At 60.7% G+C, this 14,676-nt stretch carries 14 protein-coding genes; 12 read left to right on the top strand and 2 right to left on the bottom strand.

The window, feature by feature from the left end:
- Nucleotides 1-15 precede the first annotated feature (15 nt).
- On the bottom strand, nucleotides 16-3,159 hold the full coding sequence (gene rne / locus LVW35_RS21865; RefSeq protein WP_233891999.1) for a ribonuclease E: 3,144 nt from the start codon (nucleotides 3,157-3,159) through the stop codon (nucleotides 16-18).
- Between the two features lie 759 nt (nucleotides 3,160-3,918).
- Between rne and rluC the strand changes: the two genes are divergently transcribed.
- The 3 genes from rluC to LVW35_RS21850 are packed head-to-tail and all read left to right on the top strand — an operon-like array spanning nucleotide 3,919 to nucleotide 6,532.
- The gene (rluC, locus tag LVW35_RS21860) at nucleotides 3,919-4,878 is read left to right on the top strand and encodes a 23S rRNA pseudouridine(955/2504/2580) synthase RluC (RefSeq protein WP_028617584.1); all 960 of its coding nucleotides are present in this window, start codon (nucleotides 3,919-3,921) and stop codon (nucleotides 4,876-4,878) included.
- Nucleotides 4,865-5,527: an HAD-IA family hydrolase gene (locus LVW35_RS21855; protein WP_233891998.1), complete on the top strand. Its 663-nt coding sequence runs from the start codon at nucleotides 4,865-4,867 to the stop codon at nucleotides 5,525-5,527. The genes rluC and LVW35_RS21855 overlap by 14 nt, the downstream gene beginning before the upstream one ends.
- 21 nt (nucleotides 5,528-5,548) lie before the next feature.
- Nucleotides 5,549-6,532, top strand: a complete 984-nt coding sequence (locus LVW35_RS21850; protein WP_233891997.1) for a S49 family peptidase — start codon at nucleotides 5,549-5,551, stop codon at nucleotides 6,530-6,532.
- Between the two features lie 133 nt (nucleotides 6,533-6,665).
- Here the strand turns inward: LVW35_RS21850 and LVW35_RS21845 are convergent, their stop codons facing one another.
- A complete protein-coding gene (locus LVW35_RS21845) occupies nucleotides 6,666-7,244 on the bottom strand; it encodes a Maf family protein (RefSeq protein ID WP_233891996.1) in 579 nt (192 codons plus the stop codon).
- A gap of 105 nt (nucleotides 7,245-7,349) precedes the next feature.
- Between LVW35_RS21845 and LVW35_RS21840 the strand changes: the two genes are divergently transcribed.
- The 9 genes from LVW35_RS21840 to mltG all read left to right on the top strand — a co-directional run bounded on the left by LVW35_RS21840 (nucleotide 7,350) and on the right by mltG (nucleotide 14,676).
- Complete coding sequence (locus LVW35_RS21840; RefSeq protein ID WP_010566563.1) at nucleotides 7,350-7,880, top strand: YceD family protein; 531 nt, start codon at nucleotides 7,350-7,352, stop codon at nucleotides 7,878-7,880.
- 13 nt (nucleotides 7,881-7,893) lie between these two features.
- The gene (gene rpmF / locus LVW35_RS21835; RefSeq protein WP_003179396.1) at nucleotides 7,894-8,076 is read left to right on the top strand and encodes a 50S ribosomal protein L32; all 183 of its coding nucleotides are present in this window, start codon (nucleotides 7,894-7,896) and stop codon (nucleotides 8,074-8,076) included.
- A gap of 4 nt (nucleotides 8,077-8,080) precedes the next feature.
- Nucleotides 8,081-9,091 (top strand): phosphate acyltransferase PlsX, encoded by a 1,011-nt coding sequence (plsX, locus tag LVW35_RS21830; protein WP_233891995.1) that lies wholly within the window; start codon nucleotides 8,081-8,083, stop codon nucleotides 9,089-9,091.
- 126 nt (nucleotides 9,092-9,217) lie between these two features.
- Nucleotides 9,218-10,156, top strand: a complete 939-nt coding sequence (gene fabD / locus LVW35_RS21825; RefSeq protein ID WP_233891994.1) for an ACP S-malonyltransferase — start codon at nucleotides 9,218-9,220, stop codon at nucleotides 10,154-10,156.
- A gap of 25 nt (nucleotides 10,157-10,181) precedes the next feature.
- Nucleotides 10,182-10,925 (top strand): 3-oxoacyl-ACP reductase FabG, encoded by a 744-nt coding sequence (gene fabG, locus LVW35_RS21820; protein ID WP_233891993.1) that lies wholly within the window; start codon nucleotides 10,182-10,184, stop codon nucleotides 10,923-10,925.
- A gap of 191 nt (nucleotides 10,926-11,116) precedes the next feature.
- Nucleotides 11,117-11,353, top strand: coding sequence for an acyl carrier protein (gene acpP, locus LVW35_RS21815; RefSeq protein ID WP_003175607.1), 237 nt, complete (start codon nucleotides 11,117-11,119; stop codon nucleotides 11,351-11,353).
- Between the two features lie 128 nt (nucleotides 11,354-11,481).
- A complete protein-coding gene (fabF, locus tag LVW35_RS21810; protein WP_068935423.1) occupies nucleotides 11,482-12,726 on the top strand; it encodes a beta-ketoacyl-ACP synthase II in 1,245 nt (414 codons plus the stop codon).
- On the top strand, nucleotides 12,726-13,541 hold the full coding sequence (pabC, locus tag LVW35_RS21805; RefSeq protein ID WP_233891992.1) for an aminodeoxychorismate lyase: 816 nt from the start codon (nucleotides 12,726-12,728) through the stop codon (nucleotides 13,539-13,541). The genes fabF and pabC overlap by 1 nt, the downstream gene beginning before the upstream one ends.
- 1 nt (nucleotide 13,542) lies before the next feature.
- Nucleotides 13,543-14,676, top strand: coding sequence for an endolytic transglycosylase MltG (mltG, locus tag LVW35_RS21800; protein WP_233891991.1), 1,134 nt, complete (start codon nucleotides 13,543-13,545; stop codon nucleotides 14,674-14,676).

Genomic DNA, 14,676 nt, shown 5'->3' with positions numbered 1-14,676 from the left:
TTGTGGCTGCTGGAATCAGACGAGAGGTTTGCTCTCGTGCTCTGCTTCCTGTGCAGCAGCAGCAGCTGCTGCTGCGGCGGCTTCAGCTTCCTTGCGACGGCGACGCACTTCACGTGGGTCGTTCGGTGCACGGCCGTTTTCGGTCAGGGCGCTGACCGGTGCGGCTTCAACCACTGGCGCTGCCACTTCGGCAACCACCGGCGCTTCAACTGCAGGTGCGGTTTCTGCGACCGGAGCAGGCTCAACTACTGGGGCTGGCTCGGAAATCACGACTTCGGCAACCGGTGCTGGCGCTTCTTCTGCTACGGGGGCAGGGGTTGGCGCTTCAACCGGAGCCGCTGGCTCGGCAGTCCATTGGAAGGCGGTTTGTTCTTCACGAACTTCTCGCACTTCTGGAGTTGCTTGGACAACCGGTGCTTCAACAACGGCTTCGACCACTGGCTCGGGCTCAACCACAGGTGCCGGCTCAGCGACCACCACTTCAACTTCTGGTTGGGCTTCAGGCGCCTGGGCAACTTCCACTTCCGGAACAACCGGTGCTTCGATTGGGGTAGTGGCTTCGACAGCTGGTGCCTCTACGACTGGCGCTTCAACAACCGGCGCTTCAACCACTGGGGTTTCGGCAGCAGGTGCTTCAATCGCTACGGTTTCTTCAACGGCAGCAGTAGCGCGTTCAGCCTGCTCGTGAGCCTGGGCTTCAGCCGGTGCGCTGATGACCGAGCTGGCAACCGCAGCGGTAACGGCCAGGCCGGCAGCCAGTTCGGCGCCAGTCGGTTCGCTGGTAGCGGCTTCTGCGTTCTCGCCGGTCTCTTCCGAGCCTTCGATCACGTTGCCGTTGGCATCGCGTTGACGCTCACGACGGTTGCTGCGACGACGCTGACCACGGGAGCGGCGGCGTGGACGATCGCCTTCGGCGCCTTCCTGACCGTCTTCCTGCAACTGCTCTTCGCCAGTCAGCACTTCTTCTTCGCTGGCGGCAGCGGCTTGCTCGGCACGTGGTTGGCGTTCTTCACGGGGAGCGCGTGGTTGACGCTCTTCACGTGGCGCACGCTCTTCGCGCGGTTGGCGAGCTGGGCGCTCTTCAGCGACAGCGGCGCCGGCAACGGCAGGCGCTGCATCCAGCGGCTCGCGCAGTTCACGCACACGTTCTTCACGCTCGCCACGTGGCTTGCGGTCTTCACGTGGGGCGCGTGGAGTACGCGGTGCGCGCTCTTCGCGCGGTGCACGTTCTACGGTTGGTGTTTCTTCACGAGCTTCGCGAGGTGCACGCTCTTCACGTGGAGCGCGTTCTTCACGCGGCGCACGTTCTTCGCGAGGCTTGCGTTCTTCGTCACGGCGACCGTTACGGTTACGGCTCTGCTGACGACCGTTGCGACGCTCTTCATTGCGAGCTGGGCGCTCGGCGGCCGGTTTTTCAACCACAACCGGAGCGGCTGGCTCTTCTTTAGTAGCGAACAGGCTGACCAGCGATTTCACCAGGCCTTTGAACAGGCTTGGCTCAGGCATGACGGCCGGTGCGGCAACTGGCGCGGCGACTTCAGTCGGTACCGGTGCATTGGCGCGTGCTGGAGCGGTCTTGACGGCGGCTTCCTGGCGAACCAGGGTGCGAGTCGCGGCGGCTGGCTGGACTTCTTCCACTTCAGCAGCAGCGGCGGCGATTTCGTAGCTGGACTGGCCGCTGTGGGCTTCCGGGCTGTCATCGCGCAGGCGCTGCACTTCGAAGTGCGGGGTTTCGAGGTGATCGTTCGGCAGGATGACGATGCGAGCACGGGTGCGCAGTTCGATCTTGGTGATCGAGTTGCGTTTTTCGTTGAGCAGGAAAGCTGCAACCGGAATCGGCACTTGCGCGCGGACTTCGGCGGTGCGGTCTTTCAGGGCTTCTTCTTCGATCAGGCGCAGGATCGCCAGGGACAGCGACTCAACGTCACGGATGATGCCGGTGCCGTTGCAACGCGGGCAAACGATGCCGCTGCTCTCGCCCAGGGAAGGACGCAGGCGCTGACGGGACATTTCCAGCAGGCCGAAGCGCGAGATGCGGCCGACTTGCACGCGGGCACGGTCCGCTTCCAGGCATTCGCGGACTTTCTCTTCCACGGCGCGCTGGTTCTTGGCGGGGGTCATGTCGATGAAGTCGATCACGATCAGGCCGCCGATGTCACGCAGGCGCAGCTGGCGGGCGATTTCTTCAGCCGCTTCCAGGTTGGTCTGCAGGGCGGTTTCTTCGATGTCGCTGCCTTTGGTCGCACGGGCCGAGTTGATGTCGATGGACACCAGGGCTTCGGTCGGGTCGATCACGATGGAGCCACCGGAAGGCAGTTCGACCACACGCTGGAAGGCGGTCTCGATCTGGCTTTCGATCTGGAAACGGTTGAACAGCGGAACGCTGTCTTCGTACAGCTTGATCTTGCTGGCGTATTGCGGCATCACCTGGCGGATGAAGGTCAGGGCTTCGTCCTGGGCTTCAACGCTGTCGATCAGCACTTCGCCGATGTCCTGGCGCAGGTAATCGCGGATGGCGCGGATGATCACGTTGCTTTCCTGGTAGATCAGGAACGGCGCGGAACGATCCAGGGACGCTTCTTTGATAGCGGTCCACAGTTGCAGCAGGTAGTCGAGGTCCCACTGCATTTCTTCGCTGCTGCGGCCTAAGCCTGCAGTGCGAACGATCAGGCCCATGTCGGCCGGTGCGACCAGGCCATTCAGCGCTTCGCGCAGTTCGTTGCGCTCTTCGCCTTCGATGCGGCGGGAAATGCCGCCGGCGCGTGGGTTGTTCGGCATCAGCACCAGGTAACGGCCGGCCAGGCTGATGAAGGTGGTCAGGGCTGCGCCCTTGTTGCCACGTTCTTCTTTCTCGACCTGGACGATGACTTCCTGGCCTTCGCTCAGGACGTCCTTGATATTCACGCGGCCTTCGGGGGCTTTCTTGAAGTATTCGCGGGAGATTTCTTTGAGGGGCAGGAAGCCGTGGCGCTCGGAGCCGAAATCGACAAAGGCAGCCTCAAGGCTGGGTTCGATGCGAGTAATACGGCCTTTGTAGATGTTGGCCTTTTTTTGCTCGCGTGCACCGGATTCAATGTCCAGGTCGTAGAGGCGTTGGCCATCTACCAGTGCAACACGCAACTCTTCGGGTTGGGTTGCGTTAATCAGCATTCTTTTCATGTTGTACCGTCGGTTTCCGGGCTGCCGGAAACGGCGTTCGGCACACACGACTTCTCACGGTCGGTGTCAGGTGCGTCAAGAGTGGTTGGCCACTCCAGTGTCCAGCAAAAACCAGCCAATTGGGCCGGTATCGCGACGGACGCGTCCTGCTTGTTAGCGGTGGTGACAAAGGCACCACTTCAACAAAAGCTAAGGTCAGGAGGAGGAATCAACCGGCGACTGTGGACGAGATGAAGCGTCTAAATATAAGCCTAGTGCTACACAGTCCGACGGTTGTGCATCTCCACCCTACACGTATCCCTGATAATTCGGGTGCTGCCGCGCGCAGAATCCGCAGCGGGTTGGCATTTACCGTGTTCTCCAATGGGGAGTCCACGCTCATGGCTAAACAAGACTAGGTGTGGGCGGTTGCGCTCTCACTCAGCTCTTAACAGGCGTTGTTTCCGAAGTATTCGCCGTGGTCTGGTCCAAGACTGACTGCACTTTGTGAACTGGCCGTAAATATCGGCGCAGAACGCGAGTATTCACTCTGCTTTCTGCACTCGCTTCAGGCCTCATGTCACCTGCGCTTGTTACAATCTTGAGCCTTCCAGGGTGGCGAAAGCCCCGTAGGACGGCCTCGCGTCCTGATGAATTGCGATGGTCAGGGCCGGCAGTTTGCCGCATGTCCTCTGTCCAGGCCGCTTTTGGCGGCGTTCGCGACTATAGCAGCAATGATTAAGTGCTTCAATTCCATAAAAAATTGTTATCATCGCCGCCATGACGACTACCGCCCCCCAGACCCCCAGCGTCCAGCTGCTTGAGGTCTCGCCGGAATATGCCGGCCAACGCATCGACAATTTTCTCCTGGCCAGGCTTAAAGGCGTGCCCAAGACCTTGATTTACCGCATCTTGCGCAAAGGCGAAGTGCGCGTGAACAAAGGTCGGATCAAGCCTGAATACAAGTTGCAGGCGGGCGATATCGTCCGTGTGCCGCCCGTGCGCGTGCCTGAGCGCGATGAGCCCGTGCCGCTGGCCCAGGGCTTGTTGCAGCGCCTGGAAGCGTCGATTGTCTTCGAAGACAACAAGCTGATCGTGATCAACAAGCCCTGCGGTATTGCGGTACACGGCGGCAGTGGCCTGAATTTCGGCGTGATCGAAGCCTTTCGTCAGTTGCGCCCGGACGCCAAGGAGCTGGAGCTGGTTCATCGCCTGGACCGCGACACCTCCGGCCTGCTGATGATTGCCAAGAAACGCAGCATGTTGCGCCACCTGCACACCGCCCTGCGTGGCGATGGCGTGGACAAACGCTACATGGCGCTGGTGCGCGGCAACTGGGCCAGCTCGATCAAGAGCGTCCGCGCGCCATTGCAGAAGAGCAATCTGCGTTCCGGCGAGCGCATGGTCGAAGTGGACGAGGAGGGCAAGGAAGCCCTGACCCTGTTCAAGGTGCTGCGCCGCTTCGGTGACTTCGCCACCCTGGTCGAGGCCAAGCCGGTGACCGGGCGTACCCACCAGATTCGCGTGCACACCCTGCATGCGGGCCACTGCATCGCCGGTGATACCAAGTACGGCGACGAGGATTTCTCCAAGGAGATCCGCGACCTGGGCGGTAAACGCTTGTTTCTGCACGCCTACATGCTGACCGTGCCGCTGCCGGATGGTGGCGAGTTGAAATTGCAAGCGCCGGTCGATGAGATGTGGGCCAAGACCGTGGAGCGTTTGAGTGTCGCACCGTGATTACAAACTGCTGATTTTCGATTGGGATGGCACCCTGGCCAACTCCATTGGCCGGATTGTCGAGTCAATGCATGCGGCGTCGACCCGCTCGGGCTATGCGCTGTGCACTGATCACGCGGTCAAGGGCATCATCGGCCTGGGTTTGCCTGAGGCGATTCGTACCTTGTATCCCGAGATCGGTGACGCTGAGCTGGTCACCTTCCGTGATCACTACGCCGATCACTACATCGCACTGGAGGCCACGCCTTCGCCTTTGTTTGATGGTGTGGTGCAGACCCTGGAGGCGTTCCGCGCAGAGGGTTATCACCTGGCGGTCGCCACCGGCAAGGCTCGGCGCGGGCTGGACCGAGTGCTCAAGGCTCACGGTTGGGAAGATTATTTCGATATCACCCGTGCCGCCGATGAAACTGCCAGCAAGCCCCACCCTCTGATGCTGGAGCAGATTCTGGCTCACTGCGGCGTGTCGCCACGCCAGGCGTTGATGGTGGGTGACGCTTCCTTCGACCTGATGATGGCGCGCAATGCGGGCATGGACAGCGTGGCGGTCAGCTATGGCGCCCAGGCTGCCGAGGCGTTGCAGCAATACGAGCCGCGTCTGACGATCGATCATTTTTCCGAATTGCAGGCCTGGCTCAGCCGGGCCCAATAAGTCTTTGCTGGGGTTGATGGCATGAGTGACGAGTGGAAAGCGCCCGAAAAGGCTGAGAACAGTGATGACAAGAGCTGGAAGCTGCTGGAGAAAACCCTCCTGGCCAGCGTCCAGGAACAGCGCCGTGCACGGCGTTGGGGGATTTTCTTCAAGCTGCTGACGTTCGTCTGGCTTATTGGCATGCTCGCGTTGTTCAGCCCGCTGATGGACATGGAAAAAAGCGCGACCCGTGGCGCCAGCTACACCGCGCTGATCGAAGTGCGCGGGGTGATCGCCGACAAGGAGCCCGCCAGCGCCGACAATATCGTCAGCAGCCTGCGTGCCGCGTTCGAGGACCCCAAGGTCAAGGGCGTGATCCTGCGCATCAACAGCCCAGGTGGCAGTCCGGTCCAGTCAGGCTATGTATATGACGAGATCCGCCGCCTGCGTGGCCTGCACCCTGATACCAAGCTGTATGCGGTGATCTCCGACTTGGGGGCTTCGGGTGCCTATTACATCGCCAGTGCCGCTGACCAGATCTACGCCGACAAGGCCAGCCTGGTGGGCTCCATTGGTGTGACGGCGGCTGGCTACGGCTTTGTCGGCACCATGGAGAAGCTCGGTGTGGAGCGTCGTACTTATACGTCGGGTGAGCACAAGTCGTTCCTTGATCCGTTCCAGCCGCAAAAGGCGGACGAGACCCAGTTCTGGCAGGGCGTGCTGGACACCACTCATCGCCAGTTCATTGCCAGTGTGAAGCAGGGGCGCGGTGACCGCCTGAAGGACAAAGACCATCCAGAACTGTTTTCCGGCCTGGTGTGGTCGGGCGAGCAGGCGTTGCCGCTGGGCCTGATCGACGGCCTGGGCAGTGCCAGTTCGGTGGCGCGGGATGTGGTGGGTGAGAAAGAGTTGGTGGACTTTACCGTCGAGGAGTCACCGTTCGACCGGTTCTCCAAGCGGTTGGGCGCCAGCGTGGCGGAGAAGCTGGCGTTGTATATGGGCTTCCAGGGTCCGACCTTGCGCTGAGATCCTGAGGCTGGCATAGCTCAAAATGTGGGAGCGGGCTTGCTCGCGAACGCGGTGTATCAGCCAACTCATTCGGGTCTGACACGCCGCATTCACGAGCAAGCCCGCTCCCATATTGGTTTTGTGGTGCGACTTAGGGGATCGGTACGCCTTCGGCCAGCAGCATATCCACCAGGCGAATCAGCGGTAAACCTACAAGGCTGGTGGCGTCCGGTCCTTCGGTGCTCTGAAACAGACTCACGCCTAACCCTTCTGCCTTGAAACTGCCCGCGCAGTCATACGGCTGCTCAATGCGCAGGTAACGCTCGATGCGTTCAGCGTCCAGCTCACGCATATGTACCGTAAAGGGCACGTAATCGACCTGGCACTGGCCGGTTTTGCTGTTGAGCAGCGCCAGGCCGGTCAGGAAGCTGATGCGCTTGCCACTGGCGGCCAGCAATTGTTCGCGGGCGTTTTCGAAGGTATGAGGCTTGCCGATGATCCGGCCGTCGAGCGCCGCGACCTGGTCGGAGCCTATAATCAAATGCCCTGGATAGCTGGCGGCGAGGGCGCGGGCTTTTTGTTCAGCCAGGCGCTTGACCAGTTCCACGGCGGATTCATTTGCGCGGTGGCTTTCGTCAATATCCGGCGAGCTGCAGATGAACGGCAGGTGCAGGCGGCTGAGCAATTCCCGGCGATAAACCGAGCTGGATGCAAGTAATAAAGGCAGCATGGGCGTCTCCTCAGGGCAGCCGGGGATTCTAGCGGGGTGACCGGCTGACGCACAGGGCTGAATTTCCTTTGACATGGCTGGGGGCATCCCTATAATGCTGCGCCTATGTTGAATGACCCGATTCCACCTCACGTTGACCCGCGCAAATTGGCTGATCGTGGCACTTCCCTTCAAGGTGAATTGCTGCTGGCCGATTTGGAGAGACTCTGCGACCCGCTTTCCGACACTGTCGGTACGGTGCAGGCCAAATTCGTTTTTGAACGAGATGAACGTAAGTCTGTGGTAATCCACAGTTTTATCGACACCGAAGTCAAAATGGTTTGCCAGCGTTGTCTTGAGCTGGTCACCCTGCCGATCCACAGTGAGTGCAGTTATGCTGTGGTGAAGGAGGGTGCGAATACCCAGTCGTTGCCGAAAGGTTATGACGTGCTGGAACTGGGCGAAGATCCATTGGATCTGCATGCACTGATCGAGGAGGAGCTTCTGCTCGCCTTGCCCATTGTGCCTGCTCATCATCCGGAAGAATGCCAGCAGCCGGCGGGCCTCGATGACGAGCCCGAACCGAGCGAGGACGAGGTAACGCGGTCCAACCCGTTCAGTGTATTGGCGCAGTTAAAGCGTGACCCAAACGTTTAGGAGTTAATCAATTATGGCTGTTCAGCAGAACAAAAAATCCCGCTCCGCCCGTGACATGCGCCGTTCGCACGACGCTCTCGAGGCAAGCACCCTGTCCGTGGAAAAGACCACCGGTGAAGTTCACCTGCGTCACCACGTATCGCCAGAAGGCGTATACCGTGGCCGTAAAGTGATCGACAAGGGCGCTGACGAGTAATCACTTGTCTGCTCTAGTCATCGCGATAGACGCAATGGGCGGGGACTTCGGTCCCCGCAGCATTGTTCAGGCCTGCGTTGCCAGCCTGTCTGCCACACCCTCGCTGCACCTGACCCTTGTCGGTCAACCCTCCTTACTTGAAGAACTGATTGCCAGCCATCCGGCGGTGGATCGCGCGCGCCTGACAATCACGCCGGCCCACGAAACCATCACCATGGATGAGAAGCCGGCGGCGGCCCTGCGTGGCAAGCCTGATTCGTCCATGCGGGTGGCGCTTGAGCTGCTGCGTGATGGCAAGGTGCATGCCTGTGTCAGTGCCGGCAATACCGGGGCTCTGATGGCGTTGTCGCGATTTGTGCTCAAGACGTTGCCCGGGATTGACCGGCCAGCGATGGTGGCGGCGATTCCGACACAAAAAGGCTATTGCCAGCTGCTGGATCTGGGCGCGAACGTCGACTGTAGTGCCGAGCACTTGTTCCAGTTTGCCGTGATGGGCTCGGTGGCCGCTGAAGCGCTGGGCGTTGCCCGGCCACGGGTGGCCTTGCTGAACATCGGCACTGAAGACATCAAGGGCAATCAGCAGGTCAAGCTCGCCGCCGCCTTGCTGCAAGGCGCGCGGGGCGTGAACTACATCGGCTTTGTCGAGGGTGACGGCTTGTATCGCGGTGAGGCGGACGTGGTGGTGTGCGATGGGTTTGTCGGCAATATCCTGCTCAAATCCAGCGAAGGCCTGGCGACCATGATTGCCACCCGCATCGAGGCGTTGTTCAAGCAGAACCTGGCGTCGCGCCTGGTCGGCGCCTTGGCGCTACCGTTGATGCGCCGCCTGCAGGCTGACCTGGCGCCGGCGCGGCATAATGGTGCGAGTTTCCTGGGTTTGCAGGGCATTGTGGTGAAAAGCCATGGCTCGGCAGGTGTAGAGGGCTTTCAAAGCGCGATTGCGCGGGCCCTGATCGAGATCCAGGAAAACCTGCCGCAACGCTTGCGCGGCCGTCTTGAGGACCTGTTGCCTTAGGCTAATCGGCCCGAGAGTGTTTAAATGTGACCGGCCAGTTCAATTGACCATCCAATCTGTCAGTTTCGTGCGCCCCCACCGTAGGCGTGCGCATTTTTGACGACCAGATCATTAGGGGCTTGTTACATGTCTACATCCCTCGCATTCGTCTTTCCAGGGCAGGGCTCGCAGTCCCTCGGCATGTTGGCCGAGCTGGGCGCGCAGCACCCGCTGATCCTGGACACCTTTAAGGAAGCTTCCGACGCCCTGGGTTACGACCTGTGGGCACTGACCCAGCAGGGGCCGGAAGAGCAACTCAATCAAACCGACAAAACCCAGCCGGCCATTCTGACCGCTTCGATCGCCCTGTGGCGCTTGTGGCTGGCGGAAGGCGGTGCGCGTCCGGCATTTGTCGCCGGGCATAGCCTGGGCGAGTACAGCGCCTTGGTGGCGGCGGGCAGCCTGACCCTCGGTGAAGCGGTCAAGCTGGTCGAGCGCCGTGGCCAGTTGATGCAAGAGGCCGTTCCGGCCGGGCAGGGCGGCATGGCCGCTATCCTGGGCCTGGACGATGCCGTGGTGATCGAAGCCTGCGCCGAAGCGGCCCAGGGCGAAGTGGTCAGCGCCGTGAACTTCAACTCCCCTGGCCAGGTGGTGATTGCGGGTGCCAAGGCTGCCGTTGAGCGTGCGATCGAAGGCTGCAAGGCCCGTGGCGCCAAGCGCGCCTTGCCGTTGCCGGTGAGCGTGCCATCGCACTGCGAGCTGATGCGTCCGGCTGCCGAGCGCTTTGCCGAGTCCATCGCCGCCATCAACTGGCAGGCGCCGCAGATCCCGCTGGTGCAGAACGTCAGCGCAGCTGTGGCCGCCGACCTCGACACCCTCAAGTGCGACCTGCTGGAGCAGCTCTACAAGCCCGTACGCTGGGTTGAGTCGGTCCAGACCCTGGCGGCCAATGGCGCCACCGAGCTGGTCGAGTGCGGCCCGGGCAAAGTCCTGGCCGGCCTCAACAAACGTTGCGCCGACGGTGTGTCGACCGCCAACCTCAATACCCCGGATGCCTTCGCTGCCGCTCGCGCGGCACTGGCCTGATCCCCCGAACTAAGGAGAAGCCTGCATGAGTCTGCAAGGTAAAGTTGCACTGGTTACCGGCGCCAGCCGTGGCATTGGCCAGGCGATCGCCCTGGAGCTGGGCCGTCAGGGCGCCGTCGTGATCGGCACCGCCACATCGGCATCGGGCGCCGAGCGTATCGCCGCGACCTTGAAGGAAAACGGCGTGCAAGGCACCGGCCTTGAGCTGAACGTGACCAGCGATGAGTCCGTGGCTGGCGTACTGGCCGAGATCACTGCACAGTTCGGCGCGCCGGCGATTCTGGTGAATAACGCCGGTATCACCCGCGATAACCTGATGATGCGCATGAAAGACGACGAGTGGTACGACGTGGTCGACACCAACTTGAACAGTCTGTTTCGCCTGTCCAAGGGCGTTTTGCGTGGCATGACCAAGGCGCGTTGGGGCCGAATTATCAATATTGGCTCCGTAGTGGGTGCCATGGGCAACGCAGGCCAAGTAAACTACGCCTCCGCCAAGGCCGGTCTGGAAGGTTTCAGCCGTGCATTGGCACGTGAAGTCGGCTCGCGGTCGATTACGGTCAACTCGGTGGCCCCAGGGTTCATCGACACCGATATGACCCGCGAACTGCCGGAAGCACAGCGTGAAGTGTTGCTGACGCAGATTCCGCTGGGCCGTCTGGGCCAGGCTCAAGAGATCGCGAATGTGGTCACTTTCCTGGCATCCGACGGTGCGGCCTACGTGACTGGGGCTACAATCCCGGTGAACGGCGGGATGTACATGAGTTAAATTGTGACGGATCGCTTCAAAAAAATGTCATACGAGCTGTCTAAAATCCGTTATAAAGCTGCAACTTAATTTATAGGCAGGTGGCCGACCGGGTACAGGGTGAAGCTTTCAGTTGAAAAGCTGAAAAGGCTTTCTATACACTTACCCACTGGCCAGCTGCCTGAATTTGTCCATTAGGAGTTAAACAAGGTATGAGCACCATCGAAGAGCGCGTCAAGAAAATCGTCGCCGAGCAACTGGGCGTTAAAGAAGAAGAAGTGGTCAACACTGCTTCCTTCGTAGAAGACCTGGGTGCCGATTCCCTTGACACCGTTGAGCTGGTGATGGCTCTGGAAGAGGAATTCGAGACCGAAATCCCGGACGAAGAAGCTGAAAAAATCACTACTGTTCAAGCTGCTATCGACTACGTTACCAGCCACCAGGCGTAACAGTTTGTAGTCGTCGCTTGCTGTCAGGGAAAAACCGCACTGCTGTAACGGCGTGCGGTTTTTTCTTTAGCCCTGATGAAAAGTAAGCGTTGAAGCAAAAGTGTCGTCATTAGAAAAAGGAGAGTGCTGTGTCGCGTAGACGCGTCGTAGTCACCGGTATGGGTATGTTGTCGCCACTGGGCACGGATGTGCCGAGCAGTTGGCAGGGCATTCTGGCTGGCCACAGTGGTATTGGTCTGATCGAACACACGGACCTTTCTGCCTATTCCACCCGTTTTGGCGGCTCGGTAAAGGGTTTCAACGTCGAGGAATACCTCTCGGTCAAGGAGTCCCGCAAACTCGACCTGTTCATTCAATACGGCTTGGCAGCCGGTTTTCAGGCGGTGCGTAACGCTGGCCTGGAAGTCACCGACGCCAACCGTGACCGCATCGGCGTGGCCATGGGGTCGGGTATTGGCGGTTTGACCAATATCGAAGAAACCAGCCGCACGTTGCACGATTCCGGCCCCCGTCGAATTTCACCGTTCTTCGTCCCGGGCTCGATCATCAATATGATTTCCGGTTTCCTGTCCATCCACCTGGGCGCACAGGGGCCTAACTACGCCATCGCCACGGCGTGCACTACCGGCACGCACTGTATCGGCATGGCGGCGCGTAACATTGCTTATGACGAAGCCGACGTGATGATCGCCGGCGGCGCTGAAATGGCCGCCTGTGGTTTGGGCATGGGCGGCTTCGGCGCGTCCCGTGCATTGTCGACGCGCAATGACGAACCGACCCGCGCCAGCCGTCCATGGGACAAAGGCCGTGACGGTTTCGTATTGTCCGACGGTGCCGGTGCCCTGGTGCTGGAAGAGTTGGAACACGCCAAGGCGCGGGGTGCCACCATTTACGCCGAGCTGATCGGCTTTGGCATGAGCGGCGACGCCTATCATATGACTTCGCCACCGTCCGACGGTGCCGGCGCTGCGCGTTGCATCACCAACGCCCTGCGTGATGCGAAGGTCAATGCGGACCAGGTGCAGTACATCAACGCCCACGGCACTTCGACTCCGACCGGCGACTTGGCGGAAGCCGAAGCCATCAAGTCGGTGTTCGGCGAGCACGCCTATAAGCTGGCGGTCAGCTCCACCAAGTCCATGACCGGCCACTTGTTGGGTGCGGCGGGCGCGGTCGAGGCGATCTTCAGCGTCATGGCCATCAAGGACCAGGTCGCTCCGCCGACCATCAACCTGGATGAGCCGGATGAAGGCTGCGACCTGAACTTCGTGCCTCACGAAGCACAGCCGATGCCGATCGACGTGGTGATCTCCAACTCGTTTGGTTTTGGCGGCACCAACGGTTCCCTGGTGTTCCGTCGGTTCGCCGAGTGATGCACAGCTGGGTCGACGGTCAGCCAGCGGACAGCGTGCCCCTGAAAGATCGCGGCCTGGCGTATGGCGATGGGCTGTTCGAGACCATCGCCGTCAAGGCCGGGCAGCCGGTGCTGCTCGACCGTCACCTGCAACGCCTCGATGAGGGGGGCAGGCGTCTCGCCTTGGTTGCGGATCATGAGTTGATTCGCAGCGAAGTGCTGGCCTATGCCGCTGCCCTCGGCGATGGTGTCCTCAAGTTGATCCTCACCCGTGGCGACAGTTTGCGCGGTTATGGCATCAACCCCGGCGCTCCGGTGCGCCGTATCTTGCAGGGCAGTCCGCCCGCGACCTATCCCCACGCCCATGCAGCCGACGGCATCCGTCTGTTTGCATGTGCGACGCGCTTGGCCGAGCAGCCGTTGCTGGCCGGTCTCAAGCACCTCAATCGCCTGGAGCAGGTGATCGCCCGCGCCGAGTGGCAAGACGCCGAGTACGCCGAAGGCTTGATGCTGGATATGTCCGGCCGTGTCATCGAAGGCGTATTCAGCAACCTGTTCCTGGTGTGCAACGGCTTGTTACTAACCGCTGATCTGACGCGTTGCGGCGTTGCCGGCGTAATGCGCGCCGAGATTCTCGCCCAGGCACAAAGCCTGGGCCTCCCGGTGGCCGTGGCCGACATCGATCTTGAGCAGATGCAGCAGGCCGAAGAAGTCTTCGTGTGCAACAGCGTTTATGGCATTTGGCCGGTGCGCGGTTACGCTGCGATGAGCTGGCCGGTTGGGCCGCTCACCCGTAAACTGCAGGGCATTGTTCGCGCGCTATTGGAAATTTGAGTTGATACGAAAACTGATTGTACTGCTGCTGATCGGTCTGTTCTCGGCGGCCTTGCTGTTGGGCTATGGCGCCTGGAAATACGACGCTGCCCTGAAGCAGCCCTTGAACCTGTCCCAGGAGCAATTGCTCGACGTACCGGCAGGGGCGACCCCCACTGGCACCTTCAATCGCCTGGAAGCCGATGGCGTGCTCGACGGCGCCTTCTGGTTGCGCTTGTACTGGCGCTTCAACCTTGACGGCCAGCCTCTGCACAGCGGTGAATACCGCATGACCCCCGGCATGACGGCGCAAAGCCTGATCAGCCTGTGGCAGCGTGGCGAGGTGGTGCAATACAGCCTGACGCTGGTAGAGGGCTGGAACTTCCGTCAAGTGCGTTCGGCCCTGGCCAAGCATGAAAAGATCGTGCAGACCCTCGCAGGCCTGAGCGATGCGGACGTCATGGATAAGCTAGGCCACCCTGGCGTGTTCCCGGAAGGTCGGTTCTTTCCTGATACCTACCGCTTCGTGCGTGGCATGACCGACGTCGAATTCCTGAAAAAAGCCTACAACCGCCTGGACGATGTACTCGCCCAGGAGTGGAGCAAGCGCGCGGCCGATGCGCCGTACACCGACCCTTATCAAGCGCTGATCATGGCCTCCCTGGTGGAGAAAGAAACGGGAGTGCCTGAAGAACGTGGTCAGATCGCCGGCGTATTTGTGCGTCGCCTGAAGGTCGGCATGTTGTTGCAGACTGACCCGACCGTGATCTACGGCCTGGGCGAGCGCTACAACGGCAAGTTGACCCGCGCCCATCTCAAGGAAGCCAATCCCTATAACACCTACATGGTCGCCGGCCTGCCGCCGACGCCTATCGCCATGGTCGGTCGCGAGGCGATTCATGCCGCGCTGAACCCGGTTCCGGGCAGCAGCCTGTATTTTGTTGCGCGGGGTGACGGCAGCCATATTTTTTCCGATAACCTGGATGCGCATAATGCCGCCGTGCGGGAGTTCCAGCTCAAGCGCCGCGCCGACTATCGCTCCAGCCCGGCACCGGTGGTGAAGCCTGCGCAAGACGCAACGCCATCGGCCGATGGGCCCGTGGAAAATCCGGCCGAGCCTGCGCCGGACACTGTTGCGCCGCAAAGCCCGCAATAA

Origin of the sequence: Pseudomonas sp. HN11 (assembly GCF_021390155.1) — a bacterium.
Taxonomy (GTDB): domain Bacteria; phylum Pseudomonadota; class Gammaproteobacteria; order Pseudomonadales; family Pseudomonadaceae; genus Aquipseudomonas.
This window is presented reverse-complemented; position numbering and strand designations above follow the sequence as displayed.

What these genes read in the sequence shown, in the direction of transcription:
- LVW35_RS21845 (WP_233891996.1), bottom strand. Translation starts at nt 7,244, where the DNA reads ATGCTGCCTTTATTACTTGCATCCAGCTCGGTTTATCGCCGGGAATTG.
- fabD (WP_233891994.1), top strand. Translation starts at nt 9,218, where the DNA reads ATGTCTACATCCCTCGCATTCGTCTTTCCAGGGCAGGGCTCGCAGTCC.
- pabC (WP_233891992.1), top strand. Translation starts at nt 12,726, where the DNA reads ATGCACAGCTGGGTCGACGGTCAGCCAGCGGACAGCGTGCCCCTGAAA.
- rne (WP_233891999.1), bottom strand. Translation starts at nt 3,159, where the DNA reads ATGAAAAGAATGCTGATTAACGCAACCCAACCCGAAGAGTTGCGTGTT.
- rpmF (WP_003179396.1), top strand. Translation starts at nt 7,894, where the DNA reads ATGGCTGTTCAGCAGAACAAAAAATCCCGCTCCGCCCGTGACATGCGC.
- rluC (WP_028617584.1), top strand. Translation starts at nt 3,919, where the DNA reads ATGACGACTACCGCCCCCCAGACCCCCAGCGTCCAGCTGCTTGAGGTC.
- LVW35_RS21850 (WP_233891997.1), top strand. Translation starts at nt 5,549, where the DNA reads ATGAGTGACGAGTGGAAAGCGCCCGAAAAGGCTGAGAACAGTGATGAC.
- acpP (WP_003175607.1), top strand. Translation starts at nt 11,117, where the DNA reads ATGAGCACCATCGAAGAGCGCGTCAAGAAAATCGTCGCCGAGCAACTG.
- LVW35_RS21840 (WP_010566563.1), top strand. Translation starts at nt 7,350, where the DNA reads ATGTTGAATGACCCGATTCCACCTCACGTTGACCCGCGCAAATTGGCT.
- fabG (WP_233891993.1), top strand. Translation starts at nt 10,182, where the DNA reads ATGAGTCTGCAAGGTAAAGTTGCACTGGTTACCGGCGCCAGCCGTGGC.